29 protein-coding genes are annotated in these 26,609 nt (G+C 69.2%); 16 read left to right on the forward strand and 13 right to left on the reverse strand.

Annotation, left to right across the window (positions count from 1 at the left end; all coding sequences use genetic code 11):
• The 6 genes from ACK8OR_RS04730 to fabF all read right to left on the reverse strand — a co-directional run bounded on the left by ACK8OR_RS04730 (nt 1) and on the right by fabF (nt 5,753).
• Entirely contained in the window at nt 1–234 is a 234-nt protein-coding gene (locus tag ACK8OR_RS04730) for a GTA head formation protein, RCAP_rcc01685 family (RefSeq protein ID WP_298433170.1), read from the reverse strand.
• Nucleotides 231–1,379 (reverse strand): phage portal protein, encoded by a 1,149-nt coding sequence (locus ACK8OR_RS04735; RefSeq protein ID WP_410188291.1) that lies wholly within the window; start codon nt 1,377–1,379, stop codon nt 231–233. The genes ACK8OR_RS04730 and ACK8OR_RS04735 overlap by 4 nt, the downstream gene beginning before the upstream one ends.
• A gap of 81 nt (nt 1,380–1,460) precedes the next feature.
• Nucleotides 1,461–2,804: a DNA-packaging protein gene (locus tag ACK8OR_RS04740; RefSeq protein WP_410189865.1), complete on the reverse strand. Its 1,344-nt coding sequence runs from the start codon at nt 2,802–2,804 to the stop codon at nt 1,461–1,463.
• Nucleotides 2,734–3,093: a hypothetical protein gene (locus tag ACK8OR_RS04745; protein ID WP_410189909.1), complete on the reverse strand. Its 360-nt coding sequence runs from the start codon at nt 3,091–3,093 to the stop codon at nt 2,734–2,736. Before ACK8OR_RS04745 ends, ACK8OR_RS04740 begins: the two co-directional genes overlap by 71 nt.
• A gap of 222 nt (nt 3,094–3,315) precedes the next feature.
• Nucleotides 3,316–4,476 carry an endolytic transglycosylase MltG gene (gene mltG / locus ACK8OR_RS04750; protein ID WP_410188292.1) on the reverse strand — a complete coding sequence of 387 codons (1,161 nt, stop codon included), beginning with the start codon at nt 4,474–4,476 and terminating at the stop codon, nt 3,316–3,318.
• Between the two features lie 20 nt (nt 4,477–4,496).
• Complete coding sequence (fabF, locus tag ACK8OR_RS04755; RefSeq protein WP_410189866.1) at nt 4,497–5,753, reverse strand: beta-ketoacyl-ACP synthase II; 1,257 nt, start codon at nt 5,751–5,753, stop codon at nt 4,497–4,499.
• 145 nt (nt 5,754–5,898) lie between these two features.
• Between fabF and ACK8OR_RS04760 the strand changes: the two genes are divergently transcribed.
• Nucleotides 5,899–6,297: a hypothetical protein gene (locus tag ACK8OR_RS04760; RefSeq protein ID WP_410188293.1), complete on the forward strand. Its 399-nt coding sequence runs from the start codon at nt 5,899–5,901 to the stop codon at nt 6,295–6,297.
• A 6-nt stretch (nt 6,298–6,303) separates the two neighbouring features.
• Here the strand turns inward: ACK8OR_RS04760 and ACK8OR_RS04765 are convergent, their stop codons facing one another.
• From ACK8OR_RS04765 to ACK8OR_RS04795, 7 genes are all read right to left on the reverse strand, one after another.
• Complete coding sequence (locus ACK8OR_RS04765) at nt 6,304–7,080, reverse strand: enoyl-CoA hydratase-related protein (RefSeq protein WP_410188294.1); 777 nt, start codon at nt 7,078–7,080, stop codon at nt 6,304–6,306.
• A gap of 62 nt (nt 7,081–7,142) precedes the next feature.
• Nucleotides 7,143–7,652, reverse strand: a complete 510-nt coding sequence (locus tag ACK8OR_RS04770; protein WP_410188295.1) for a DUF2087 domain-containing protein — start codon at nt 7,650–7,652, stop codon at nt 7,143–7,145.
• 196 nt (nt 7,653–7,848) lie between these two features.
• The gene (locus tag ACK8OR_RS04775; protein WP_410188296.1) at nt 7,849–8,310 is read right to left on the reverse strand and encodes a cytochrome c-type biogenesis protein; all 462 of its coding nucleotides are present in this window, start codon (nt 8,308–8,310) and stop codon (nt 7,849–7,851) included.
• The gene (locus ACK8OR_RS04780; RefSeq protein ID WP_410188297.1) at nt 8,307–10,286 is read right to left on the reverse strand and encodes a heme lyase CcmF/NrfE family subunit; all 1,980 of its coding nucleotides are present in this window, start codon (nt 10,284–10,286) and stop codon (nt 8,307–8,309) included. The genes ACK8OR_RS04775 and ACK8OR_RS04780 overlap by 4 nt, the downstream gene beginning before the upstream one ends.
• Before the next feature lie 235 nt (nt 10,287–10,521).
• Nucleotides 10,522–11,022, reverse strand: coding sequence for a holin family protein (locus ACK8OR_RS04785; protein WP_410188298.1), 501 nt, complete (start codon nt 11,020–11,022; stop codon nt 10,522–10,524).
• Nucleotides 11,013–11,624 (reverse strand): holin-associated N-acetylmuramidase, encoded by a 612-nt coding sequence (locus ACK8OR_RS04790; RefSeq protein WP_410188299.1) that lies wholly within the window; start codon nt 11,622–11,624, stop codon nt 11,013–11,015. The genes ACK8OR_RS04785 and ACK8OR_RS04790 overlap by 10 nt, the downstream gene beginning before the upstream one ends.
• 134 nt (nt 11,625–11,758) lie before the next feature.
• Nucleotides 11,759–12,967 carry a cytochrome b/b6 domain-containing protein gene (locus tag ACK8OR_RS04795; RefSeq protein WP_410188300.1) on the reverse strand — a complete coding sequence of 403 codons (1,209 nt, stop codon included), beginning with the start codon at nt 12,965–12,967 and terminating at the stop codon, nt 11,759–11,761.
• Nucleotides 12,968–13,109: 142 nt separating this feature from the next.
• Between ACK8OR_RS04795 and fabD the strand changes: the two genes are divergently transcribed.
• The 15 genes from fabD to hemA all read left to right on the forward strand — a co-directional run bounded on the left by fabD (nt 13,110) and on the right by hemA (nt 26,475).
• Entirely contained in the window at nt 13,110–14,048 is a 939-nt protein-coding gene (fabD, locus tag ACK8OR_RS04800; RefSeq protein WP_410188301.1) for an ACP S-malonyltransferase, read from the forward strand.
• A gap of 13 nt (nt 14,049–14,061) precedes the next feature.
• The gene (fabG, locus tag ACK8OR_RS04805) at nt 14,062–14,799 is read left to right on the forward strand and encodes a 3-oxoacyl-[acyl-carrier-protein] reductase (RefSeq protein WP_410188302.1); all 738 of its coding nucleotides are present in this window, start codon (nt 14,062–14,064) and stop codon (nt 14,797–14,799) included.
• Nucleotides 14,800–15,035: 236 nt separating this feature from the next.
• A complete protein-coding gene (locus ACK8OR_RS04810) occupies nt 15,036–15,272 on the forward strand; it encodes an acyl carrier protein (protein WP_298433214.1) in 237 nt (78 codons plus the stop codon).
• Nucleotides 15,273–15,434: 162 nt separating this feature from the next.
• Nucleotides 15,435–16,241: a glutamate racemase gene (locus ACK8OR_RS04815; RefSeq protein WP_410188303.1), complete on the forward strand. Its 807-nt coding sequence runs from the start codon at nt 15,435–15,437 to the stop codon at nt 16,239–16,241.
• Nucleotides 16,241–16,684: a cytochrome c maturation protein CcmE gene (gene ccmE, locus ACK8OR_RS04820; RefSeq protein ID WP_410188304.1), complete on the forward strand. Its 444-nt coding sequence runs from the start codon at nt 16,241–16,243 to the stop codon at nt 16,682–16,684. The genes ACK8OR_RS04815 and ccmE overlap by 1 nt, the downstream gene beginning before the upstream one ends.
• A gap of 1 nt (nt 16,685) precedes the next feature.
• Nucleotides 16,686–17,570, forward strand: coding sequence for a DMT family transporter (locus tag ACK8OR_RS04825; protein ID WP_410188305.1), 885 nt, complete (start codon nt 16,686–16,688; stop codon nt 17,568–17,570).
• A 238-nt stretch (nt 17,571–17,808) separates the two neighbouring features.
• The gene (locus ACK8OR_RS04830) at nt 17,809–18,843 is read left to right on the forward strand and encodes an outer membrane protein transport protein (RefSeq protein WP_410188306.1); all 1,035 of its coding nucleotides are present in this window, start codon (nt 17,809–17,811) and stop codon (nt 18,841–18,843) included.
• 115 nt (nt 18,844–18,958) lie between these two features.
• Nucleotides 18,959–19,876 carry a DMT family transporter gene (locus ACK8OR_RS04835; RefSeq protein WP_410188307.1) on the forward strand — a complete coding sequence of 306 codons (918 nt, stop codon included), beginning with the start codon at nt 18,959–18,961 and terminating at the stop codon, nt 19,874–19,876.
• Entirely contained in the window at nt 19,873–20,724 is an 852-nt protein-coding gene (locus ACK8OR_RS04840) for an ATPase (protein ID WP_410188308.1), read from the forward strand. Before ACK8OR_RS04835 ends, ACK8OR_RS04840 begins: the two co-directional genes overlap by 4 nt.
• Before the next feature lie 30 nt (nt 20,725–20,754).
• Nucleotides 20,755–21,705, forward strand: coding sequence for a homoserine O-succinyltransferase (locus ACK8OR_RS04845; RefSeq protein WP_410188309.1), 951 nt, complete (start codon nt 20,755–20,757; stop codon nt 21,703–21,705).
• A gap of 76 nt (nt 21,706–21,781) precedes the next feature.
• The gene (locus ACK8OR_RS04850; protein ID WP_410188310.1) at nt 21,782–22,744 is read left to right on the forward strand and encodes an alpha/beta fold hydrolase; all 963 of its coding nucleotides are present in this window, start codon (nt 21,782–21,784) and stop codon (nt 22,742–22,744) included.
• A gap of 63 nt (nt 22,745–22,807) precedes the next feature.
• Nucleotides 22,808–23,680: a polyphosphate kinase 2 gene (gene ppk2 / locus ACK8OR_RS04855; protein WP_410188311.1), complete on the forward strand. Its 873-nt coding sequence runs from the start codon at nt 22,808–22,810 to the stop codon at nt 23,678–23,680.
• A complete protein-coding gene (locus tag ACK8OR_RS04860) occupies nt 23,673–24,290 on the forward strand; it encodes a TetR/AcrR family transcriptional regulator (protein ID WP_410188312.1) in 618 nt (205 codons plus the stop codon). The genes ppk2 and ACK8OR_RS04860 overlap by 8 nt, the downstream gene beginning before the upstream one ends.
• A 367-nt stretch (nt 24,291–24,657) precedes the next feature.
• On the forward strand, nt 24,658–24,999 hold the full coding sequence (locus ACK8OR_RS04865) for a hypothetical protein (RefSeq protein ID WP_410188313.1): 342 nt from the start codon (nt 24,658–24,660) through the stop codon (nt 24,997–24,999).
• Between the two features lie 249 nt (nt 25,000–25,248).
• A complete protein-coding gene (gene hemA, locus ACK8OR_RS04870) occupies nt 25,249–26,475 on the forward strand; it encodes a 5-aminolevulinate synthase (RefSeq protein WP_410188314.1) in 1,227 nt (408 codons plus the stop codon).
• Nucleotides 26,476–26,609: the final 134 nt, after the last annotated feature.

A 26,609-nucleotide genomic window follows, 5' to 3' on the forward strand; every position in this document is an offset into this window, starting at 1 on the left:
CTACAATGAGATCAGATACTTGACGCCCTGCGCGAGGATGGTCGCGACCACCCCCATCGCCGCGAGCCACAGCCGCTTCTCCAACCGCTCCAGCATCACCTCGATGCCCTTCAGCCGGAATTCGAGCCCGTCCCAGCGCTCGGCCAGGACGCGTTCGTTCGCGTCGATCCGGGCGTTCGCGGCGTCGAACGGGTCGTAGAGAAACCGCGACCCGCTGCCGCGGAGCCCGCTCATGTGGCCAGGGGCGCCAACCCCAGCATCCGGCGCTTCTCGTCCGCCGTCAGGAAATCGGCCGCCGCGATGCGCTGCCATTCCGCGTCCCGCTCGCCCTGAAGCGCCGGCACCCGGTCGCGATCCGCGCCCAGCGTCACCGGCACCTCCGCGTGAAGCCCCAGCCAGTGCCCCAGCGCCTCGCAGACCTTGCCCACCAGCGGCAGCACCGTCAGCCGATAGAAGGCCCGGTTCGCCTCGACATAGTTGGCGTAGGTCGCGTCACCGGGGATCCCCAGCATCATCGGCGGCACACCGAAGGCCGTCGCGATCTCGCGCGCCGCGGCCTCCTTGGTCTTCTGGAACTCCATGTCGGCGGGGCTGAAGCCCATCGGTTTCCAGTCCAGCCCGCCATCCAGCAGCATCGGACGTCCCGCGTTGCGCGCGCCTTGGTGATACGCCTCCATCTCGACCGCCAGCCGGTCGAACTGGTCCGGCGTCAGCCCCTCGCCGGTGTTGACGATTGCCCCCGACGGCCGCGCCGCGTTGTCCAAGAGGCCCTTCGACCAGCGCGACGCCGCATTGTGCACGTCCAGCGCGCTCGCCGCCGCCTGCATCGGGCTCAGTCCGTAATGGTCGTCCTGCGGATGGAAGGCCCGGACATGGCAGACCGGGCTGATCTCTCCGACGTGGAACCGGTGCTTTCGCCCACCCACGGTGTAGTCGTAAGCCACCGGCCAGCCGTCCGCGCCCGGCACGACCGACATCCGGTCGGATCGCAGCACGTGCAGCTCCACCGGCAGGCCACCGCTCCCCACGGCCTCGACATAGGCGTCGCCGGTCAGGAGAAGCTGCCCGAACAGCCCCTCCAGCCATTCCGACCGCCCCTGCGCGCCGTTGGGTCGCGACAAGAGCTCCAGCACCGGATGCACGTCGCAGCGCCCCTCCGCATCCGCGCAGACGATCGGCACCGCCGCCGCGGCCTCCGCGATCAGCTTCACCGCCCGGAACCCCACCGGGTTTCCCGTGAACCCCGTCCGCGTCAGCGAGCCGGTGTCCCGCGGCGACCAGACCGCGCGGCCCGCCGATCCCATCGCAGCCAGCCGCCCCGTGGCCGAGGCCTTTACCTGCCGCGCGTCGCCGCCGGCCTTCTTGCCAAATCCGAACATGCCGCCGGTCCTCCACCGTCATCCCAAAGAAAAAGGGGCCACCGGGGCCCCCGCTCATCCATCCGTTCCGCGCCGTCGCCGTCAGAGCGACCGCACCTTCGGCCGCGCCCGCGCCTTCGCCGGGTCCAGGATCGCCTCCCAGAGCGCCCAGACCAGCGCGTCAACCCGGTCCGGTGACCCGGCCCCCGCATGGCCAAGCCGCGACATCCGGCACATCTGGTCCTCCAGCCGCCCCAGGTCGCGCAGATGCTTCACGCGGTTCTGCTCGTACAGCGCCGCGACCGGTTCGGCCCGCGCGCCCTTGGCTTCGCGCGCCGTTACCTTCCGATAGGCGATCGTCGGCGCCACCTGCCGCAGCACCGCCTCGATCATGTCGCCGCCTTGGTTGCCCTCGGCCACGACGCGATCCGCGCCCCAGCGATCATAGGCCGCCGCCACCGCCGCGGCCCATTCCGTCGGCGACGCCGCGGCCACCGTCGCATCCTCCAGCACCCACGCCCGCCATTCCGCGGGTGGCCCCTGCGTGGTCACCCCGACCACCACGATACCCGTCTCGTCGGACGCCGCGCCCGAACTCACTGCAGGATCCACGCCCACGACGATCCGGTCGAACGCCGGACAATCCTCGGTCCGGCACGCGTCCAGCGCCGCCGTCGTCCAGAACGCTCCCTCGACATCGTCCAGCAGCACACCGTCCAGCTCCTGCCGCCCGATCCGCGTACCGCCGTAGCGCGCCCGCACCTCCTCCAGGAACCCGTTTGCCAGATGCGCCCGGTTCGCCTCGGTCGGCGCATGCGTCACCACCGTGCTCTCGCGCCCGAGAAGCAGCTTGAGCACGTCGACGTTGCGCGGCGTCGTCGTCACCACCGCGCGCGGGTCGTCCCCCAGTCGCAAACCGAACTGCAGCATGTCCCACGTGGCCTCCGCACGGCCCCATTTCGCCAGCTCGTCCAGCCAGGCCGCATCGAATTGCGGCCCCCTGAGCGCCTCGGGGTCATAGGCCGAGAACGCCTGCGCCTCCGCCCCGTTGGGCCAGATCAACTTGCGCTGCCCGGCCTTCCAGACGGGCCGCCGGTCGGGGGGCGAACAGGCCAGGATCCCGCTCTCGCCCTCGACCATCACGTCGCGGACCTGCTCATAGGTCTCGCCGACCAGTGCCACGCGGCGCGCGACCCCGGCCTGAAGCGGCCGCGATCCCTCGACCTGCGCGCGCACCCATTCGGATCCGGCCCGTGTCTTGCCCGCGCCGCGCCCGCCCATGATCACCCAGGTGCGCCAGTCACCGCCGGGCGGAAGCTGATGCTCCATCGCCCAGAAATCGAAAAGCCACGGCAGCGCCGCGGCCTCCCCATCCTCAAGGTCCGCAATCCACGCCGCGCGGTCCTCCGGCGCGAGCGATGCGATCAAGGCGGCCCCGTATCGCAGATCGTGCAGCGTCGAAGTCGATTCCGTCGCCGCCACTGCCAATGCGTCTGATCTCATAGGCCTTGCCTTCCTCTTCCAGAGCGACGCGATGCGATTTGGCCACCTCCTTGGCGGCCGCGATGGCCTCCCTCGGATCGCTCGCAGCCGCAGGCACCGCCCGCAGCTCCGTCACCTTCGCGTCCAAGACGTCGCGGAGCGCCTCCATGCTTCGCCACGCCTGTGTTGAACGTTGCTGCGCGCGGGACAGTGCGTCACGCGCGCCTTGGTCGTCCTCCTCGGTATCCGTCATATCGCCAGCCCCATGCAGGTATCGTCATGGTCCGCACGCTCGGAAACGAGAAAGGCGGGCCGGGTTCCCCCGGTCCGCCTCGCCCATTTCTTCCAGCTTGCCCTTAAAGTGTTTTTGAGCGTTCGGTGGGTCAACACCCTAAATCACCGAATGCCCCGAATAATGTCAAGGCACTGAGTTCGCATCATAAATCAGGTCGCGCGCGCCGCGCGCCCGACCGCCTCAGTTCCCGCTCGTCGCCTCGCGCGCCGCTTCGATGGCCCGCCATTCAGCCACGTTCGCGTTATGCTCGGCCAGCGTCTCGGCAAAGGCGTGCCCGCCGGTGCCGTCCGCCACGAAGAAGATGTAATCCGTCTCCTCGGGGTCCAGCGCCGCCCGGATCGCCTCGGCACCCGGATTGGCGATCGGCGTCGGCGGCAGCCCGTCGATGACGTAGGTGTTCCACGCCGTCTCGGCCCGAAGCTCGCTGGCCCGGATGCCGCGTCCCAGCGGTCCCTGCCCGCGCGTGATCCCGTAGATCACCGTCGGGTCCGTCTGCAGCCGCATTCCCTGCTCGATCCGGTTCGTGAAGACCGCCGCGACCGTGCGCCGTTCCTCGGGCACGCCGGTTTCCTTCTCGACGATCGACGCGAGGATCAACGCCTCCTCCGGCGTCGTCACCGCCACATCGGGCGAGCGCGAGGCCCAGGCGTCGGCCAGGATGCGCTCCTGCGCCACCCGCATCCGCCCCACCAGGTCCGCGACATCCGATCCGCGCGCCACGTCATAGGTGTCGGGCGCGAGCGTCCCTTCCGGCGGAACCGGCACCTCGCCTTCGAGGAAGTCGGCGCCCTTCAGCCCCTCGATCACCTCCCACGAAGTGAGGCCGGGTGCCACCGACACGCGCCATGTGATCGGCACGCCCCGCTCGATCAGCGCCGTGTAGTCCTCTGGCACCGCGTCACCCGGCGCGAAGGTCGCGATCTCGACCAGCGTCTCCTGCCCCGGCACCCGCTCGCGCACCCGGACCTCGGGCCCCTGCGAGCGGAGCAGATACGTCACCGTGTAGGGGAAGACCGACGGCCCGCCCGCGGTCACGATGTCCAGCACCTCCGGCATCGAGGCCCCGGCCGGGATCTCGTAGGTCCCGAACTTCAGGTCGTCGCCCCGCTCGGTATAGCTCGCCCCGATCCGGAACAGCGTCGCCGACGACACGATCCCCGCCTCGGCCAGCCCCTCGCTCACCCGGCGCAGAGACGCGCCGCGCGGCACCTCGAAGAACGCGGCCTCGGCCAGCGGTCCGGCATCGGACCAGCGCGCCTGCTGGATGCCGATGATCGCGGCGAGACAGGCGATCCCGACCACGCCCAACGTCAGGACATTGGCGGCAATATGCTTCCACATCAGTCGGTTCTACCCCGAAGTTAATCCAGCTTCGCCATCACGAGCGACGCGTTCGTACCCCCGAACCCGAACGAGTTCGACAGCGCCACCGAGATCGACCGCCGCTCGGCAGCTTTCGGCGCGAGCGACAGCTTCGGCTCGACCGCCGGGTCGTCGAGGTTCAGCGTCGGCGGCGCCACCTGGTCCCGCATCGCGAGGATGCAGAAGATCGCCTCGACCGCGCCCGCGGCCCCCAGCAGATGCCCGATGGCCGACTTGGTCGAAGACATCGTAGCCTTCGCCGCGTGGTCGCCCATCATCCGCTCCACCGCGCCCAGCTCGATCGTGTCGGCCATAGTCGAGGTGCCGTGCGCGTTGATGTAATCCACGTCCGCCGGCTCAATGCCTGCGTTGCGCAGCGCCGCGCGCATCGAGCGTTCGGCCCCATCCCCGTCCTCGGACGGCGCCGTGATGTGATAGGCATCGCCCGACATCCCGTAGCCCTTGATCTCGGCATAGATCTTCGCGCCCCTGGCCTTGGCGTGCTCGTATTCCTCCAGCACGACGACGCCCGCGCCCTCGCCCATGACGAAGCCGTCGCGATCCGCCGAATAGGGCCGCGACGCCTTGGTCGGATCGTCGCTCCATTTCGTTGACAAAGCCTTACAGGCGTTAAAGCCCGCAATGCCGATCTCGCTGATCGGGCTCTCGGCGCCGCCCGCGACCATCACGTCCGCATCGCCCAGCATGATGAGCCGCGAGGCGTCACCGATGGCATGCGCGCCCGTCGAACAGGCCGTCACGACCGCATGGTTCGGCCCCTTGAACCCGTACCGAATGCTGACCTGTCCGCTAACGAGGTTAATCAAAGCCGACGGAATGAAGAACGGCGACACCCGCCGCGGGCCTCGCTCCTTCAGCGTCACGGCCGTCTCGGCGATCGTTGACAGCCCGCCGATCCCCGACCCGATCATCACGCCGGTCCGAAGCTTGCCCTCCTCGCCGGGCGTCCATCCGGAATCCTTAACCGCCTGCTCGGCTGCGGCCATCCCGTAGAGGATGAACTCGTCGACCTTGCGCTGCTCCTTCGGCTCCATCCAGTCGTCGGGGTTGAACGTCCCGTCCGACCCGTCGCCCCGCGGCACCTCGCAGGCATAGGTCGTCGCCAGATGGCCCGCATCGAACCGCGTGATCGGGCCCGCACCCGACTGCCCGTCGATCAGGCGCCGCCACGTCTCCTCGACCCCGGACGCCAGCGGCGTCACCATTCCCAGTCCGGTCACCACCACACGGCGCATCTGCATGATCCGATCTCCCTGACGATCTGCCGGATCACCTACCCAAACGCGGCGGGCGGGCGCAAGCCGCCGCCGTTGCATCGGCGCCACGCCGAAACTGTGCTATCCGGGGACGGACGACCGCTACCTGTTCCGAGGATACACCATGTTCCGATTGATCTTCGTCGCCATGATCGCCGCCGCCGCACCCGCAACGGCCGAGATCATCGAGTCCTACTACGCCGAGATCGGCCCCGAGGATCGCCGCAACTCGCGCGGCGTCGGCCTCTCCGACCCCGGCGCAATCCTCCAGCAGGACCGCGCGAACTACCATCGGTTCGGCATTCGCCACTCCGGCGACGAGGGCGACGTGTTCTTCGCCAATCGCGATCTGCGCGCACAGATCCCCGGCCTCTACGCGCGCGGTCGCCGCGACGCCTGGTCGGACGGCGTGCTGACCGGCAACTTCAACGTCGGGATCATCGTCTTCATCTGCGGCGGCCGCAGCCAGCCGACGCATCTCAACGTCGAACCGGCGGATGGCGACGGCTATTTCGGCTGCTGAGCGCTCCTACCGGCCTTCGAACTTCGCCGCCCGCTTCTCGAGAAACGCCAGCACGCCTTCCTGGAAGTCGCGGCTGTGCCCGGCCTCGCCCTGCAGCTTCGCCTCCAGCGCCAGCTGCTTGTCGAGTGTGTTGTCCATGCTCCCGCGGATCGCGCGCTTGACGTTCCGGTAGGCGACCGACGGTCCCGTCGCCAGGTGGCGCGCCCGCTCGGCCCAATGGGCCGCGAATGCGTCATCCGGCACCGCCTCCCAGATCATGCCCCACTCGCTCGCCTGATTGGCCGTCACCGGCTCGGCGAAGAGCGCGGCGCCCATCGCCTTGGCCGTCCCCATCTGCCGCGGCAGCCAATAGGTGCCGCCCGCATCCGGGATCAGCCCGATCCGCGTGAACGCCTGCAGGAACACCGCGCTTTCGGTCGCGATCACCACGTCGGCGGCCAGCGCGAGGTTCGCCCCCGCCCCCGCCGCCGGGCCGTTCACCGCCGCGATGGTCGGGATCGAACAATCGAAGATCGCGCGCAGCATCGGCTCGTACTCGTCCCGCAGCGTCCGCTCGAGGTTGAGGTTGCCGACATTCGCCCGGTCGCCCAGGTCCTGCCCCGAGCAGAACGCCTTGCCCTTGCCCGTCATGACCAGCACCCGCGCGGTCTTCTCGGCCGAGCCGACCGCGTGCAGGATCTCGGCCCGCATCTGCGTGTTCAGCGCATTCATCTTCTCGGGGCGGTTCAGCGTCAGGACGGCGACCCCGTCGCGTTCGCTCAAGCGGATCGTCTCATAGTCCATGGCGCATCTCCTGTGTCGGCGGCGACCCTAGGCCGGGCCGCCGCCGCAGAAAAGCCGGAACGTCAGGGCAGAACCAGACGGATCAGCGCCCGCGCGGTCGGGTCGGGCGCGCGGTTCACGCGCCGGTATTCCGAGCCGTCCAGCGTCCGGGTCAGCATCCCTTCGCCCACCATCTCGCGCCGGATACCGGCGGCGTCGCGGAAGGTGCAGAGCGCGTGGATATCGGCGCTGATCGCGCGTTCGTCCTTGACCGCGCCCGCGTCCAGCCGCGCCCAGATCGGCCAGAGGCACAGCAGCCGCAGCGACCGCTTGACGGGCCATCCGGTGAAGCGCCCCTCGGCATCGAACCGCGCGGCGGCCCGCTTGACGCGGTCCATCTCGGGCGGCGGCTTGGGCACGGTTTCGCCCCAGCCTTGCGCGGCCTTCAGGTGCTGGAAGTTGCGAAACCCGGCCGCCTTGGCCACCGCGTTCAGCATCGACTGATGCGAGGGCGGGTCGGGCAATTGTCCGCGCAGGGTTCGGGCGAAACTGTTCACGTCCTCGAGGACGAGTGGAAGGGAATCCCTCGGCATGATCTCTCTCCTGCCGTCATCGCTGCCCCGTCGGGGTGGGGGGACCGCCCTTGCCCTCCGGATGCGGCGGAGGGGATCGTGTCGTGCATTCGCGCGGGGTTCAGCATGACCTCTCGGCCGGCGGTGCCTCGGTTCCCACGGACCGTGCCGGGGCCATAGCGCAACCGCGCCCGATGCGCCAGACCGCAGCCGCGCCTCAGCCGTCGCGGCCCTCGTCCAACAGCACCTTAAGCCGCGCCTCGTCCGCGTCCGACAGACCGTCATCCGCTACGGCGCGCTGCCGCGTGACATGCGCCGCGGCCAGCCCACCACCGAGCAGCAGGAGCGCCAGCGGGGCACCCCAGAGCAGAAGCGTCGACCCGCTCGCGGGCGGGTTCAAGAGGACGTATTCGCCGTAACGATCCACCAGATAGGCGATCACCTCCGCATCGCTGTCGCCCGCCACCAGCCGCTCGCGCACCAGAAGGCGCAGGTCGCGCGCCAGCTCGGCGTTGCTCTCGTCGATCGACTCGTTGCGGCAGACGAGGCAGCGGATGTTCTTCGACAGATCGCGCGCCCGCTCCTCCAGCGCCGTGTCCGCCAGTACCTCGTCGGGCTGCACGGCCAACGCGGGGGGCGCGGCCAACAGCGCCGCCAGCACGATCGTCCCGAGCCTCACTCCGCCGGCACTCCGCCGGATGGCACCGGGCGCTTCCTCCGCGCGCCCGCCGCCACGCGATACCTCCGGTCCGACAGCGACACGAGCCCGCCCAGCGCCATGATGATGGCACCGCCCCAGATCCAGTTGGCGAACGGCTTGATATAGACCCGCACCGCGTAGCCGCCCCCCTGCTGCGGATCGCCGATCACGGCATAGACGTCGCGCGTGAACCCGTTGTCGATCCCGGCTTCGGTCGTCGGCATCTGCGCCACCGGGTAGACCCGCTTCTCGGCCGGAAGGATGCCGATATCGCGGCCATCCTCGTAGACATGCATCTGCGCCAGCGTCGAGATGTAGTTCGGCCCCTGCACGCGCCGCACATCCTCGAGCACGATCTCGTAGTGCCCGAGTGTCATGCGGTCGCCCACATCCATGACCTCGATCTTTTCCTGTTGCCACGCGGTCAGCGCGGCCACCCCGAAGATCGTGATCCCGAGGCCGCCATGGGCCAGCGCCTTGCCCCAGTCCGCACGCGGTAGCCGCGTCAGGCGACCCAACCGCGACGCGACCGACCCGCGCCCGGTCCGCGACCCGAGGTCCACGCCCGCCGCGACCACGAGCCAGACGCCGAGCGCCACGCCCAGCGGCCCGCCGAGCGAGCGCCCGGTCTGCAACGCCCAGACCAGCCCGGCCAGCGCGAGCGCCAGCACCGCGACAGGCACCATCCGCCGCAACGTGGCCCCCCGCCCGCGCTTCCACGGCAGGATCGAGCCCAGCGGCAGGATCACGGCGAGCGCGATTACGAAGGGCGTGAAGGCCGCGTTGAAGAAGGGCGGGCCGACCGACAGCTTCCGGTCGAAGGCCATCTCGGCCACCAGCGGCCAGATCGTTCCGATGAAGACCACGAAACACGCGACCGCCAGCAGGAGGTTGTTGGCCACGAGCGCCGATTCCCGCGACACGACGCCAAACACGCCCTTGGCCTGCATCGCCGGCGCGCGGATCGCGAACAGGAGCAGCGCACCGCCCGTGAAGATGCCGAGGATGGCGAGGATATAGACGCCCCGCTCGGGATCGTTGGCGAAGGCGTGAACGGAGGTCAGGACACCCGAGCGCACGATGAACGTGCCGATCAGCGAGAAGCCGAAGGCCAGGATCGCCAGAAGGATCGTCCAGGCCTTCAGCGCCTCGCGCTTCTCGACCACGATGGCCGAGTGCAGCAGCGCCGCCGCGATCAGCCATGGCATGAAGGACGCGTTCTCGACCGGGTCCCAGAACCAGAACCCACCCCAGCCCAGTTCGTAATAGGCCCACCAGGAGCCCAGCGCGATGCCCACCGTCAGGAAGAGCCACGCGGCCAGTGTCCAGGGCCGCACCCAGCGCCCCCAGGCGGCGTCGACACGCCCCTCGATCAGGGCCGCGACCGCGAAGCTGAACGCCATCGAAAGGCCGACATAGCCGAGATAGAGAAACGGCGGATGAAAGGCCAAGCCCGGGTCCTGCAGCAGCGGGTTCAGGTCCTCGCCGTTGAAGGGTGGCGTCGCCAGCCGGGTGAACGGGTTCGAGGTGAAGAGGATGAAGGCGTAGAAAGCCACGCCGACGCTCGCCTGCACGGCCAGGACACGGGCCCGCAGGGTGTCGGGCAACTGCCCGCCGAACCAGGACGCCGCCGCCCCGAAGAGCGCGAGAATCAGCACCCAGAGGAGGAGCGACCCCTCGTGGTTCCCCCAGACACCCGTGACCTTGTAGAGCATCGGCTTGTCGGTATGCGAATTGAGCACCACCAGCTTCAGCGAGAAATCCGAGGTCACGAAGGCATAGGTCAGTGCCGCGAAGCTGAACCCCACCAGCAGGACCTGCACGGTCGCGGCAGGGTTTCCGACCGCCATCCACCCGGTCCAGCCCTTCCAGGCTCCGATCAGGGGGACCGTCATCTGCACGATGGCGACGGCGAAGGCGAGGATGAGGGCGAAATGGCCGAGTTCTATGATCATGCGACCGGTATATGGGTCGGGACCGTCCGGGCCAATGGGGCGTCTGCGCGCATCGCCGGGACGTGATGGCCGACGGCCCGCACGCCCTGTCGTCCTCTGGCCCGAACTACCTCGGGGTGCGCGAGGGGCTGGCCCCTCGCTCCTGCGCTTGACCCAGCCGTGCGCTCGTCCGGGTCGCACGCCACGCCAGCCGTCGGGGGTCCGGGGGTCGTCCCCCGGCCCGCGAGGCCTGGGCTCAGCTCCGTCCCGAGCGCCACTCCGCCAGCGCGGGGTTGTCGGCATCCACCTCGGTCTCGGGCGCCGGTCCCGCCTCCCACGCGGAATGCACCGCCGCGGGTCGTGGGCGCGCCGAGGTGCGGCGGAGGTAATGCATCTCGCGCGCGCCGAAATAGAACGACACAATCGCCCCGAGCAGCCACCAGAGCGGGTCGGGCACGTAGGACAGCCCCTGCATCCGCGCCGCAAACCCCACCGGCGCCGACATCGCGTAGACGAAGAGGCCCAGCGTCCCCAGCGCCAGAAGCGGGCGCGGCAGGCGGTTCAGCCCGTCGACGGCGTGATCGAACCCGCCCCGCCCCGACCGTCCGAACTCGGCCTCAAGCTGGTCGAGCGCGGCGCGCTGCGCCTCATGGTCCAGCGCTTGCGCCGCCGTGCGGTTGGGCACGAAGACCTCGGTCAGTCCTTGCGCCACGCGTCCGATCTCGGCGACCCCCTTGATGCTGCTCGTCAGGCCCATGTCTTCGTCCTCTCGCGATGCTGCGCGTCCGTCAGATGATGGCGCGCCGAGATGAACTCCTCGGCGCGGCGGATCCAGCCGCCCTTCCCGCCATCCCGCCGTCGCGCGTATTTGCGCGAGGTCGGGCGCCGGTCGGCCAAGGCGTAGTAGTAGTTCCGCCGCGCGATCCCGTAGGCATCGGCCAAATGCGCGGGCGCTCTGCCCGCAACCGCGCGCGCGGCCCCCGCCGTCTGCGGCCCGATCCGCCCGTCGACCGCCACCGGGTGGCCCATGCGGCCCAGCAGCCGTTGCAGGATGCGCACCGCGTTGGCGCCCGAATTGACGTACATGTCGAAGACCGACGCGTGCAGCGCCTCGGGCAGCGCGTCGACGCGCACCCGGTGGAAGTAGTGATCCACGAAGATGTCCACCGCCCGCGACCGCGACAGCGCGCGCACATCGCCCACATCGACGTCCCCGTCGCGGTCGAGGTCCAGCCCCAGCCGCCGCATCGTGTGGATCGTGACCCCGTGCTTGGTCGCCCCGCCGGGATCGTCGGGATCGTCCACGAACCCGCCCTCCCGCGCGACGATCGCCTCGGCGATCTGTCTGACTGTCTGCATGTCGGCCCCCTAGCCCGTTGTGCGGGGACAGGCGTCGGGCCGGGCGGTTGCCCAAATGTTAAGGCCGCAGGCGCTGGGCGGCGAAGGTTAAGGAAGGGTTGCGGGTGGGCGGGGTGCGAACGGTGGACCCCGCCTTAGTCGGCCCGGAGTGCCGTCAGATCCACGTCGATCGTGACGCCGAAGCCGACATTGGTCTCGTCGGGATAGGCGGTCCCCATGCCGAAATCGCGGCGGTCCAGCGTGGCGGCCCCCGTCATCGCCGCGCGGTCGCCCTCGATCTCCAGTGTGAAGGGCAGCACCAGCGGCACCTCGGCCCCGCGCAGCGCCAAGGTGCCGTCGGCGACATAGCCGTCGCCCTCGGCCCGGATGACCGCGTCGTAGCCGGCCGTCGGAAAGCCGCCCGCGTCGAGGAACTCGGCCCCCGTCGCCTGCGCCGTGACCGACCCCAGTGTCAGCGACCCCGTTGAGACCGCGACCTCGACTGCGCCCAGCGTCCCGTCGGCGCGCGGCTCGGGGTCGAAATCGATCGCCGCCGACCAGTCCGCGAAGCTGCCCGTCACGGGCGCGCCGAGCTGTGTGACCGTGATCGACAGCGTGCCGTCCCCAACCGTCCAGTTCGACGCAGCGGTCGTGGTGGCGGCGACCTGCGGCCCGGCGGGCGGCTCCGCCGGAACGAGCGTCAGCCCCACGACCAGCGTCGCAGCCCAGACGCCGACGGCGGCCAATGCGGGCAGGATATGGGGGCGCGCGGCAGGCAGCGGCCCCGGATCGGTGCCGCGGACCATCCGGCCCAACGTCGCGTCGCGGTCGATGACGGCATGCTTGATCGCGCCCAGCACATGCAGCACCACCGACCCGATCAGCACCTTGACGAATGTCGTGTGTAGCGTGGCCAGCGTCTTCGCCAGTTCGGGGTCCTGCGGCACGAAGGGCAGGCCTTGACCGAAGGGCCACCAGATCGGCGCGAAGCCCGTCGTCGCCGCGTGTTCGGTCCAGCCCAACAGCGGCACGATCACCAGCGACCCGTAGAGCAGCCAGTGTACGACGGAGGCCAGCGTCGCCTCCCACCCGCCATGGAGCGGGCGCGGGCGCGGCTGCGACAGGGCCCATGCGATGCGTGCCAGCGCCACGAAGAACACCGTGACGCCTACCGTCTTGTGAAACGAGAAGAGCCACGCCTTCCGCGCCAGCTCGGCATCCGTGGCGAAGGGCGCATGGTGCGCCTCGCGCCCAAGGATGACGGCAGTGACGATCAGCACCGCGACCGTCCAGTGGAAGGTCCGCGCGACCCAGCCATAGGTCTGGACGGTGTTGCCGGGGGCAGTGTGGCGGGCGGTGGTCATGGGCGCGGGCCTCTCGTGGTGTCGTCCGGACCTTAGCCGGATCGGCGCGGGTGACCACGCTGCGGGGCGCACAGCCTCCGTGCGCCGCTTGATGCAGGGGCGCGCGGCGGCTAGACCGGCCCGCAACCCAAGGGAGATCACCATGACCCGAGCCTTCGTCTTTCCCGGCCAGGGTGCCCAGACCATCGGCATGGGGGCCGAACTGGCCGAGGCCTATCCCGCCGCGCGCGCCGTCTTCGACACCGTCGACACCGCGCTGGGCGAGGATCTGTCGGGCCTGATCCGGTCGGGCGATATCGAGACGCTGACCCTGACCCGGAACGCCCAGCCCGCGCTGATGGCGACCTCGATCGCGGCCCTCCGCGCGCTGGAATCCGAGGGCGTATCGGTCGCCGAGCACGCCGCTTTCGTGGCCGGGCACTCGCTGGGCGAGTATTCCGCGCTGGTGGCGGCCGGCGCGCTGGATCTCGGCGACGCCGCCCGGCTGTTGCGCGTGCGCGGCGACGCGATGCAATCGGCGGTGCCCGTCGGCGAAGGCGCGATGGCGGCGCTGCTGGGCCTCGGGCTCGACGAGGCGCGTGCTGTCGCCCGCGAGGCCGCGCAGGGTCGCGTCTGCGAGGCCGCCAACGACAACGACCCCAGCCAGGTCGTCATCTCCGGGCACCGCGATGCCGTCGAGCGCGCGCTGGACCTCGCCAAATCCCACGGCGCCAAACGCGCGCTGCTGCTGCCCGTGTCCGCCCCGTTCCACTGCGCGTTGATGGGGCCGGCCGCTTCGGCCATGGCCGAGGCGCTGGACGACGTGGAGATCGCCGACCCGGTCGTTCCGCTGGTCGCCAACGTCACCGCCGCACCGGTCCGCACCGGCACCCATATCCGCGCGCTGCTCGTCGACCAGGTCACCGGCGCCGTCCGCTGGCGCGAGAGCGTGATGCGAATGGCCCAAGAGGGCGTCACCGAGATCTGGGAGATCGGGGCGGGCAAGGCCCTGTCGGGCATGATCCGGCGCATCGACAAGAGCCTCGCGACCCGCAATATCGGCCTGCCCGCCGATGTGGCCGACGCCACGCAATCGCTTTAAGGACGACCCGCATATGTTTAACCTGACTGGAAAATCCGCCCTCGTCACAGGCGCATCCGGCGGCATCGGCGCCGAGATTGCGCGCACGCTCCATGCCGCGGGGGCCACGGTCGGTCTTTCGGGCACGCGCAAGGATCCGCTGAACACGCTGGCCGCCGAGCTAGGCGAGCGGGCGCATGTCCTGCCCTGCAACCTTTCGGACGGCGATACGGTCAACGCCCTGCCGAAGCAGGCGACCGAGGCGATGGGTTCGGTCGACATCCTCGTGAACAACGCCGGGATCACCCGCGACAACCTCTTCATGAGGATGTCCGAGGAGGAGTGGTCGGACGTGCTGAACGTCAACCTGACTTCGGCCTTCCGGCTGTCGAAGGGTGTGATGCGCGGCATGATGAAGGCCCGCTGGGGCCGCATCGTGAACATCTCGTCGATTGTCGGAACGACGGGCAATCCGGGGCAGGCGAACTATGCCGCGTCGAAGGCGGGCATGGTGGGCATGGCCAAGTCGCTGGCCTACGAGGTGGCGTCGCGCGGCATCACGGTGAACGCCGTCGCCCCCGGCTTCATCGCGACCGCGATGACCGACAAGCTGACCGACGACCAGAAGGCCAAGATCGACGCGCAGATCCCCGCGGGCCGCATGGGCACGCCCGAGGAAATCGCGGCCGCGACGCTCTATCTCGCGTCGCCCGAGGCAGCCTACGTCACCGGCACCGTGCTGCATGTGAACGGCGGGATGGCGATGCTCTGATCGACGCGCAGGCCGCGCCGCCATGCCTGATTCCATTCGCTGAATCGGCCCGGCGGAGCGCCGCATACGTCATCCGACAAAGGATTTGCCATCGCCCGCCCCCATGATATAGGCGGCGCACGAACGTCCGGGGGCCTTGTGCCGTCCGGTATCCGGCCCCAGATCCGGATGGCCCGGCATGGGGCACACACATGCGAGATTGCCCCCGCCCGGGGGAACGAAGACGAGGTAGAGACATGAGCGACAACGTCGAAGAGCGCGTCCGCAAGAAAGTCGTCGAGCATCTTGGCGTCGAAGAGGACAAGGTCACCGAGAATGCGTCGTTCATCGACGACCTCGGCGCCGACTCTCTCGACACGGTCGAGCTGGTCATGGCCTTCGAGGAAGAGTTCGGGATCGAGATCCCAGACGATGCCGCCGAGTCGATCCAGACCTTCGGCGACGCCGTGACCTTCATCAAGGCCAACACCTGATCGCACCCGATCGGTGAACGGTTTCGGAAGCGCCCCACGGGGCGCTTCTTTGCGTTCGGGGGGCTCGCGGAGCGGCATTTGGCCCATGGGTGCGCACCCGCCCCATGGCCCTCGACGATCCGAGTTGTTACATCCCGGCCCAAGCAATGAGCGGAGCGCGCGATGAGCGTCGGCATCTTCGATTCGGGCCTCGGCGGCCTGACGGTCTGGGACGCGGTAACGCGCCGCCTGCCCGACCTCGCGGTCAGCTACTACGGCGACAACGCCAACGCGCCCTACGGCGTGCGTACGGCCGATGACGTCCACGACCTGACGCAGGCCGCCGTGACCCGCATGTGGGAGGAGAACGACCTCGTCGTCCTCGCCTGCAACACCGCCTCGGCCGCGGCACTCCGCCGGATGCAGGAGGCGGGCGTCCCCGAAGGCAAGCGCGTGCTCGGCGTGTTCGTCCCCTTGATCGAGGCATTGACCGAACGCGGCTGGGGCGACAACTCGCCGCCGCGCGAGGTCGCGGTGAACCAGGTCGCGCTCTTCGCGACGCCCGCCACCGTCGCCAGCCGCGCCTTCCAGCGTGAGCTGAGTTTCCGCGCGGTCGGTGTGGATGTCGAGGCGCAGGCCTGCGGCGGCCTCGTGGACGCGATCGAGGATGGTGACATGATCCTGGCCGAGGCGCTGGTGCGATCCCATGTCGACGCCCTCAAGCGCAAGATGCCGAAGCCGCAGGCCGCGATCCTCGGCTGCACGCATTACCCGCTGGTGCAGGAGGCGTTCCAAGCCGCGCTCGGGGCCGACGTCACGGTCTTCAGCCAGGCCGATATCGTCGCCGACAGCCTGTCGGACTACCTCTCGCGCCGCCCGGCCATGGCGACGGGCGGATCGGCGCGGATGCTGACCACCGGCGACCCCGCGCGCGTGTCGGACCGTGCCACGCAATTCCTCCGCCGCCCCCTGACCTTCGAGGCCGCCTGATGCGCTCGCTCAAGAAAACCCGCCGGATCCAGGTTCTCGTCCTCGCCGCGGTGGCCCTCGCGGGATCGGCGGCCCTGATCGGCTACGGCTTTCGCGACGGGATCAACTTCTTCCGCTCGCCCAGCCAGGTCGCCGAGGCCCCGCCCCCGCCGTCGGAGGTGTTCCGCATCGGCGGGCTGGTCGAGGACGGCACGCTGGTGCGCGGCGCGGGCACCGAGGTCACGTTCAGCGTCACCGATGGCGGCGCGTCGGTGCCAGTGTCGTTCACCGGCGTGCTGCCCGACCTCTTCGGCGAGGGCGAGGGCATGGTCGGCACCGGCACCTTTGACGGCACCACCTTCCGCGCGACCGAGATCCTCGCCCGCCACGACGAGACCTACATGCCCAAGGAAGTGATCGACGCGCTCAAGGATCAGGGCGTCTATCAGGCCCCAGAAGGCTGAGATGACCGCGTCCGCGCCGCCGCGCGGCCTGTCCGACACGGTCCGCGCCTGCCTCTGGATGCTGGGCGGGATCGCGTCCTTCACGACGATGGCCGTCGCGGGGCGCGAAGTGTCGGTCACGCTCGATACGTTCGAGATCATGCTCTACCGCTCGGTCGTGGGCGTGATCGTCGTGCTGGCGATCGGCACCGCGACCGGGTCGCTGCGGACGGTGACGACGCGCAACCTGCCGCTCCAGACGGTCCGCAACATCGCGCATTTCACCGGCCAGAACCTCTGGTTCCTCGCCATCACGCTGGCCCCCCTCGCGCAGGTTTTCGCGCTGGAATTCACTTCGCCGCTCTGGGTGCTGCTGCTGGCGCCGCTCCTCTTGGGCGAGCGGGTGCGCGCGGCGCAATACGCCGTCGCCGCAATCGGCTTCGGCGGCGTGCTTCTGGTCGCGCAGCCCTTCTCGGGCAGCATCTCGCCCGGCCTTATCTGGGCGGGGCTCGCGGCCATCGCCTTCGCGGTGACGAACCTGCTGACGCGCCGCCTCACGCGGACCGAGACGGTCACCGGCATCCTCTTCTGGCTGACGGTGCTGCAATTGATCTTCGGCCTGGTCGCGGCAGGCTACGACGGCGTTATCGCGCGGCCCGACGCCGCCGCCCTGCCCTTCGTCGTTCTGATCGGGTTCGCCGGGCTGACCGCGCATTTCTGCCTGACCAACGCGCTCCGACTCGCCCCCGCGGCGACGATCATGCCGATCGACTTCGCGCGCCTGCCGCTGATCGCGGTGATCGGCGCGCTGTTCTATGCCGAACCGCTCGATCCGCTGGTCCTCTTCGGCGGCGCGGTCGTCTTCGGGGCGGCCTGGGCGAATCTCCGGTTGGCCGAACGGGCCTGAACGCGACGGGCGGATCGGCGCAGGCGGATGCGAAATTGTTGCCACTTCGCAACGATTTGCAGGGTGACCCTATGTAAAGAAGTTGTGACGTAGGGTCCGATTTGACCGAACCGGACTCTTTTGCGCATCCGTCCCCATCACATGCCGTAACCCCCGGAGGAGGGGGGCCAGGGCGCAGGGCACGGCGAGCCGGATCTCACCTCCGCACCGTTGCCCCACCAGAGGGAACAGACACACCATGAACCGCTTCGCACTCGCCGCCGCCGCGACCATCGCCGCCACCGCCGCCGCCCAGGCCGGTGGCATCGACCGTTCGGGCCAGCCGATCGGCATCATCTTCGAAGAAGGCACGCATGCCGAGCTGTCCTTCGGCGCCATCTCGCCCGACGTCACGTCGACCTTCGTGGGCGGCAACACCTCGGACGCGACCCGCAGCTATCTGCAGGTTGGCATGGGCTACAAGGAGCAGCTCACCGACGCGCTGAGCTACGCCATCACCTATGACCAGCCCTACGGCGCGGATATCGGCTATGTCGACGGGCCGTTCGCCGGTGGTTTCGCCACGATCGACTCGCATGCTCTCACCGTGCTGGGCCGCTACCAGTTCGGCAACGGCTTCAGCGCCCATGGCGGCCTGCGTATCCAGAAGCTCGAGGGCGCGCTGGCCAGCATCGGCCAGCTCAACGCCGAAAGCGACTGGGCCGCGGGATACGTCATCGGCGGCGCCTACGAGCGTCCCGACATCGCGCTCCGCGTCGCGCTGACCTACAGCTCGTCGATCACCAACGACTTCACCGGTACCGAGACCTCCGGCGCCGTCGGCCTCAACGCGCCGACCGCCTTCTCGGTCGATCTGCCGGAAAGCGTGAACCTCGACTTCCAGACCGGTGTTGCCCCCAAGACGCTCGTCTTCGGCTCGATCCGCTGGGTCGGCTGGGAAGGCGTCAACCTGACCACCGCCACCGGCACCTACGTCAACTTCGACGAGGACACGATCACCTACAACATCGGCGTCGGACGCCAGCTCACCGAAAACTTCGCGGCGTCCATCTCGGTCGGCTACGAAGGCGGCGACGGCACCGGCACCACGCTCGGCCCGACCAGCGGCTTCCGCAGCGTCGCCCTCGGCGGCAGCTACACGATGGACAATGTCGAGATCTCGGGCGGCATCCGCTACATCGATATCGGCGACGCGACCGCCAGCGCGGCGAACGTGCCCTTCCAGGACAACGACGCCGTCGCCGTCGGCATGAAGATCGCTTACAAGTTCTGATCGCGTCCGCGATCCGACCTGCAAGCGCCCCGCCCTCACCGGCGGGGCGCTTTGCGTTTCGGCCAATCGCATCTTCCGGGTCGCGCCGGGCCCGGGCGGTCGCTAAGCGGGGCGCATGAATTCCGCCGCCCCCTCCTCGCGCATCTGGGCCGAGATGGCGCTGCTCGGCCTGATCTGGGGCGGCAGCTTCCTCGCCATCCGCACCGCGCTCGACGAAATCCCCTTCGTGACCAGCGTCGCGTTCCGCGTCGGCCTGGCGGCGCTGGTGCTCTGGATCTGGGTGCTGGTGCGGCGGCTGTCCCTGCCCCGCGATCCGCGGATCTGGGCGTCGCTCCTGATCATGGGCCTGCTGAACAACGTGCTGCCCTTCCTGCTGATGGCTTGGGGCCAACTCCATATCGAGACGGGCCTGACCTCGATCCTGAATGCGGGCACGGCGATCTTCGGCGTCCTGGCCGCGGCGATCTTCCTCGCCGACGAGCGTCTGACGGCGCGGCGTGCCCTGGGTGTCTGCACCGGGTTCCTCGGGGTCGCCACGGCGATCGGCCTCCACAACCTCGCGGCGTTCGACATCCGGTCGCTGGCTCAGCTCGCGGTCGTCGGCGGAACAGTCTGCTACGCGCTGGCCGGGGTCTGGGCGCGGCTGCGCCTGAAGGGCCTCGCACCGCAGGTGCAGGCGGCGGGGATGCTGACGGGCTCGACGCTGGTGATGGTCCCGGCCGCGCTCTGGATCGACGGGCTCGTGATCCCGACGCAGGGCGCGACTTGGCTCGCCATCTTCTACTATGCGGTCGTCGCCACCGCGCTCGCCTATCTCCTCTATTTCCGCATTCTCGCCGCCGCAGGCAGCGGCAACACGATGCTCGTGACCCTCCTCGTGGCGCCCGTGGCGATCGTGCTGGGCGCGCTCGTCCGGGACGAAGTGCTGGCCCCGTCGGTCTATCTGGGCTTCGCGCTGCTGGCGCTGGGGCTCGTGATCCTCGACGGGCGGCTGTTGCGGCGACGGCGACGGACGTCTAACCCCTCGGCATGATCTACGAGACGCCACAGGACTGGACCGACGCGACCGACCGGCGGGTGACGTTCTTCGGGATGTCGGGCCTCGGCAAAACGCACCTGTCGCAGATCCTGCGCGCGGGCGGCGACTGGTTCCACTACTCGATCGATTATCGCATCGGCACCGCCTATATGGGCGAATACATCGCCGACGAGCTCAAGCGCCATGCGATGACTGTGCCCTATCTCGCGCGGCTCCTGCGATCCGACAGCATCTATATCGGCTCGAACATCACCTTCGAGAACCTCACGCCGCTTTCGACCTATCTGGGCAAGCCCGGCGATCCGTCGAAAGGCGGCCTGCCCATCGCCGAATACGCCCGCCGCCAGCAGCTTCACGAGCGGGCCGAGGTGAATGCCCTGTTGGACACGCCCGCCTTCATCGAACGGGCGCGCGCGCTCTATGGCTACGGCAACTTCGTCTGCGACACCGGCGGGTCCATCGTCGAGGTGGTCGATCCCGACGACCCCGCCGACCCGGTGATGGAGACGCTGGCCGCCCATACCCTGCCGGTCTGGATCGAGGGGCGGCCCGACCATGCCGACACGCTGATCGACCGGTTTACGCGCGACCCGAAGCCGATGTGCTACCGCCCCGAGTTCCTGACCGAGCACTGGGACCGCATCGGGGGCGACGACGTCGATCCCGACGCCTTTATGCGCGACACCTACGCCGCCGCGATCCACGCACGCGAGCCGCGCTACGCCAAGATGGCGCGCTGGGGGGTCAAGGTGTCCTCGGCGGATGTCGAGACGGTGCGCGATCCCGGCGACGTGATCGACCTCGTGGCCCGCGCCATTGGCAATCGCGAGACGGACGCTTAACTCCGTCCGTCCAGCCCCGGAGACCCGCCGATGCCCATCACCCTGCCCCGCGACCTGCCCGCCTACCGCGTCCTGTCGGACGAGGGCGTCATGGTCATGGGCCAGGAGGCCGCCTTCCGGCAGGACATTCGCCCACTGCGCATCGGCCTTCTCAACCTGATGCCGATGAAGATCGCGACCGAGACGCAGTTCGCCCGGCTGATCGGAGCGACTCCGCTCCAGATCGAGCTGACGCTGATCCGCATGTCCGAGCATCGCTCGCGCCACACCGCGCCCGAGCATATGGAGGCGTTCTACCACACGTGGGAGGAGGTTCGGGAGCAGCGCTTCGACGGCTTTCTCATCACCGGCTCGCCCATCGAGCATCTGCCTTTCGAGGAGGTGACCTACTGGGACGAGCTGCGCCGCATCATGGACTGGACCCAGACCCATGTGCATTCGAGCTTCGGCGTCTGCTGGGGTGGGATGGCGATGGCGTGGCATTTCCACGGGGTCGAGAAGCACATGCTGGACCGGAAGGCGTTCGGCTGCTTCCGGGTGACGAACGAGGCGCCCGCCTCGCCCTATCTGCGCGGGTTTTCGGACGAATGCGTCATCCCCGTCTCGCGCTGGACCGAGATGCGGCGCGACGCGATCGAGGCGGCGGGGATGGATGTCCTCCTCGACAGCCCCGAGACCGGCCCCTGCCTGATCGAAGACCGGGCGCATCGGGCGATCCATATCTTCAACCATTTCGAATATGACAGCGACACGCTGAAGCGCGAATACGATCGCGACATCGCCGCCGGGACGCCGATCAACGTGCCCGGCCATTACTATCCGGGCGACGATCCCACCAGGCCGCCGCAGAACCGCTGGCGCAGCCACGCGCACCTGCTCTACGGCAACTGGATCAACGAGATCTATCAGACGACGCCCTTCGACGACGCGCTGATCGGCACCCATCGCCAGACCTTGGGCGAGGCGCCGGAACGGGTGTGACGCCGGGTCGGGTCTTGTTGAAGCGTCCCGTTTTACGCCTAACTTCAAGGGCGACCACCCGCCACGGACCAAGCCGATGTACCTGCCCCCCTTTGCCACCGCCGGTGTCACCGCCCTCGGGCTGACCGCGGTGGCCGCGCGGGCACGGGCGCGGGAGCGCGCGTTCGAGGCCCGCTTCCCCCCCGAGGGCGAGATCCATGATATCGACGGCGTGCCGGTCCATGCGGTCGTCCGCGGCACCGGCCCTGACCTCGTGATGATCCACGGCGCCAGCGGCAACAGCCGGGACTTCACCTTCTCGATGATGGGTGCGTTGGCCGACCGATATCGCTGCATCGCCATCGACCGGCCCGGCATGGGCTATACCGGGCGCACGGACCCCGCCTATGACGACGCCTTCTCGACCCGCGCCGAGAGCCCGGCCGAACAGGCCGCGCTCCTCAAGGCCACCGCCACGCGGCTGGGGGCACCCGATCCGCTGGTGCTCGGGCAGTCCTTCGGCGGGGCCATCGCGCTCGCATGGGCGTTGCAGGGCGGGCCGCGCGCGCTTGTGCTGGTCGCGGCCGTTGCGATGGAATGGCCCGGCGGTCTGGGCCCGCTCTACCCGTCCCTCGGGTCCGCGCCCGGCGGGGCGGCCCTGGTGCCCGCGCTGACCGCCGGTATCCCCGAGACCCATGTCGACCACGTGATCGAGCGGACCTTCCGGCCCCAATCCGCGCCGCCCGGCTATGCCGCGCATATCGGCGGGCAACTGACGCTCCGCCGCCGGTCGCTCCGCGCCAATTTCCGGCAACTCAACAAGCTCAAGCCGCAGGTGGCCGAGATGCAGCGCCGCTACCCCGCGCTCGACCTGCCGATCGAATGGGTCCACGGCACCGCCGACGAGACCGTGCCCGCGAAGATCCACGCCCATCCCTTCGTCGCGCTCGTGCCGCAGACCAATCTCGTGATGCTCGACGGGATCGGCCACGCGCCGCATCACAGCGCCGAGTCCGAAGTGATCGCCGCCATCGACCGCGCCCGAGCGCGCGCCGCCTGAGCGTCCCGCATTGGACGGCAGGCCCGGCATCGCCTAGATGCAGTGGGCCAGAGAGGACGCGCCATGCCCAAACCCTTCGACGCCGCCATCACCAGGTTCTACGAGGACAAAGCCCCGGACGAAGTGCGCGCGCTGATCGAGGATGCCAAGAAGAAGGATATCCTCGTCGACGGCTATCCCTATGACAAACGCATGTCCCGCGACGACTACGACGAGGCGATGGCCGCGCTCCAGATCGAGCTGGTGCGCTGCCAATCCTGGATCCGCGACACCGGGGCACGCGTGGTCGTCGTCTTCGAGGGCCGCGACGCCGCCGGCAAGGGCGGCACCATCAAGCGCGTCCGGGAGAACTTGAACCCGCGCGTCGTGCGCACCGTCGCGCTGTCGAAGCCCAGCGAGCGGGAGATGGGCGAGTGGTATTTCCAGCGCTATATCGAGCATCTGCCGACGAAGGGCGAAATGGTCCTCTTCGACCGCTCCTGGTACAACCGCGGCGTGGTCGAGCATGTCTTCGGTTTCTGCACGCCCGAACAACGCGAACGCTTCTTCGCCCAGGCCCCCCGCTTCGAGGAGATGCTGGTCGAGGACGGCATCATGCTGGTGAAGCTCTGGCTGAACGTCGGACAGGCCGAACAACTGCGCCGCTTCCTCGCCCGCGAAGACGATCCCCTCAAGCAGTGGAAGCTGAGCATGATCGACGTGAAGGGCCTGTCGCGCTGGGACGCCTATACGCAGGCGATCTCCGAGACCTTCGACCGGACTCACACGACGACCGCGCCCTGGACGATCGTGCGCTCCGACGACAAGCGGCGGGCGCGGTTGAACGCGATCCGCTCGATCCTGACGCGCATCCCCTACGAGGGGCGCGACGACGCGGCGCTCAAGATCGACGGCGGTATCGCGGGCGGCCCGGAGCTTTGGCTGCACGGTGCCTAAACGCGGCTACCACCACGGGAACCTGCGCCAGGCCCTGGTCGACGCGGCGTTGACGCTGATCGAGGAGAAGGGTCCGACGGGCTTCACCCTTTCCGAGGCCGCGAAATCGGCGGGCGTCACCCCGGCGGCCGTGTACCGGCATTTCGAGGGCCGCGAGGAGCTGATCATCGAATGCGCCTTGCAGGGCCACGCGATCTTCGGTGACCTCATGGAATACGCCTACGAGACGGGCCAGCCCTCGGCTCTCTCGGCCTTCGAGGCGACGGGCCGGGCCTACCTGGCCTTCGCCCGCCGTTATCCGGGGCACTACATGGCGATGTTCGAAAGCGGGCTCAGCCGCAACGCCACGCCCGAACTGGCGCGCGCGGTCACCCGGTCGCGCGGGGTGCTGGAAAAAGCGGCCGAGGCGCTGTCCGAACACATCCCCGCCGACCGCCGTCCACCCGCCACGATGTTCTCGTCCCATGTCTGGGCGATGTCGCACGGCGTGGTCGAACTCTTCGCGCGCGGCAATCCGGGCGGCAACGCACCCTTCCCGCCCGAGGACCTGCTCGAGGCCGGGATCGGGATCTACCTTCGGGGTCTGGGACTGGTGGCGCCGGATAGCTGAGTGGCGGCACGACGCCCAAGGCTCCGCACTCACCCGGAGGCCGGGGGGCCGGCCCCCCGGACCCCCCGGCATATTTCCAGAGCAAAGACGGGGCGGGCGGGTCGCAGGCGCGGTCGGCCGGGTTTATGTCGATTTCTCCGCATGTCGTCACGCCTGCGTTAGCGCCCGTCGCGGGCGCGTGAGGCCGGTGCGGCAGGGGTGCAGATGCTGTGCATGGATGCACTTATTTCGCGCCGATCTCACGCGTCCGTGCATTGCGGCAGCGGCCTCGGACGCGCATCTTCATCCCATCAGCAGGGCATGCACCGCCCCGCCGCATCGCAACCGGGCCGAACACAACCACGGGCCCACACCAAGGACAGAACACATGAAAACCCTCATCGCCTCCGCCCTCGTCGCCGCCGCCGCCTTCGCCGCCCCCGCCACCGCGCAGGTCGGCGCCGGCACCGCCGCCGCCATCGCCATCGCCCATTTTAACCAGTCGCACGACACCCAGGACAACCGCACCGCGCTCCGCGGCGGCGTCTCGAACACCTTCGTCTCGACCCGCTCGGCCTCCAGCGACCGCGCCTACGCGATCTTCAACGCCCAGGCCGACAACGTGAACGCGCTCCGCGGGCTCTACGGCCAGGCCGGCGTTTCCGGCACCCCGGCCTACGGCGCCGAGATCTTCGCCCGCATCCAGGCCGAAAGTCTCGAGAACGAGTGACCCCCGGACCGGGCCGCGCCCCCGACAGGTCTCTCCCCCCGCCCCCGCGCGACCCGATCACGACCCCCGGTGCAAGCCGGGGGTCGTGTCGTCGTATGGCTCTCGCCGGGGAATTGAGATCGGCCCGCCTATGATGACGCAGCGTCACTCGGCCCGATCCTGCGACAGAACGAACCGTTTCGCGTTCCACACTGGATTCAGGGGTTAAGCCGCGCTAGACTGGCCGGACGGCATGGGGATGTGTGTGTTATGGTTGATTACGGGGCCGGTCTGGACCGGGCGCTTCGGGCGCTGCATGACGAGGGACGTTACAGGACCTTCATCGATATCGAGCGTCGGCGCGGCCAGTTTCCGCGCGCCGTCTGGACGCGTCCGGACGGGTCCGAGCAGGACATCACCGTCTGGTGCGGCAACGACTACCTCGGGATGGGCCAGCACCCCGTCGTCCTGGAGGCGATGCACGAGGCGATCGACGCCACCGGCGCCGGGTCGGGCGGGACGCGCAACATCTCGGGCACCACGGTCTATCACAAGGCACTCGAGGCCGAGCTGGCCGACCTGCACGGCAAGGAGGCGGCGCTCCTCTTCACCTCGGCCTATATCGCCAACGACGCGACGCTGAGCACGCTGCCGAAGCTCTTCCCCGGTCTCATCATCTATTCCGACGCGCTCAACCACGCCTCCATGATCGAGGGCGTGCGCCGCAACGGCGGGGCCAAGCGGGTCTTCCGGCACAACGATGTCGACCACCTGCGCGAACTGCTGGAAGCGGATGACCGCGACGCCCCGAAGCTGATCGCCTTCGAGTCGATCTACTCGATGGACGGCGATTTCGGCCCGATCGAGGCGCTGTGCGACCTGGCCGAGGAATTCGGCGCGCTGACCTATATCGACGAGGTCCACGCGGTCGGCATGTACGGCCCCCGCGGCGCGGGCGTGGCCGAACGCGACCGGCTGATGCACCGCATCGACATCATCAACGGCACGATGGCCAAGGCCTACGGCGTGATGGGCGGCTATATCGCGGCCAGCGCGCGGATGTGCGACGCCGTCCGCTCCTACGCGCCCGGCTTCATCTTCACGACCTCGCTGCCGCCCGCGGTGGCCGCCGCGGCCGCGGCCTCGGTCTCGCATCTCAAGCGCGACCAGGCCCGGCGCGACCTGCATCAGGAGCGGGCCGGCGTCCTCAAGCTGCGGCTGCGTGGCCTCGGCCTGCCGATTATCGACCATGGCAGCCATATCGTGCCCGTCCATGTCGGCGACCCCGTGAAGTGCAAGATGCTCTCGGATCGGCTGCTGTCGGACCACGGGATCTACGTCCAGCCGATCAATTTCCCGACCGTGCCGCGCGGCACCGAGCGGCTGCGGTTCACCCCCTCGCCGGTTCACACCATGCCCATGATCGAGGCGCTGGTGCGCGGGATGGACGACCTGTGGTCCCATTGTGCGCTGAATCGCGCGCAAGCCTCCGCCTGACAAGACCCGTGCATTGCGGCCCGGATGCTGCTACGCTAGTGGCGGCAGTAGGGCGTCGGTCGGGAGTCGATGCCTCATAATTCGGGACGGAAACGCGCACGCAGAGGCGCGTCCACAGATCGCGGGGCAGGCCC

This window comes from Jannaschia halovivens, assembly GCF_046452375.1.
Classification (GTDB): domain Bacteria; phylum Pseudomonadota; class Alphaproteobacteria; order Rhodobacterales; family Rhodobacteraceae; genus Jannaschia; species Jannaschia halovivens.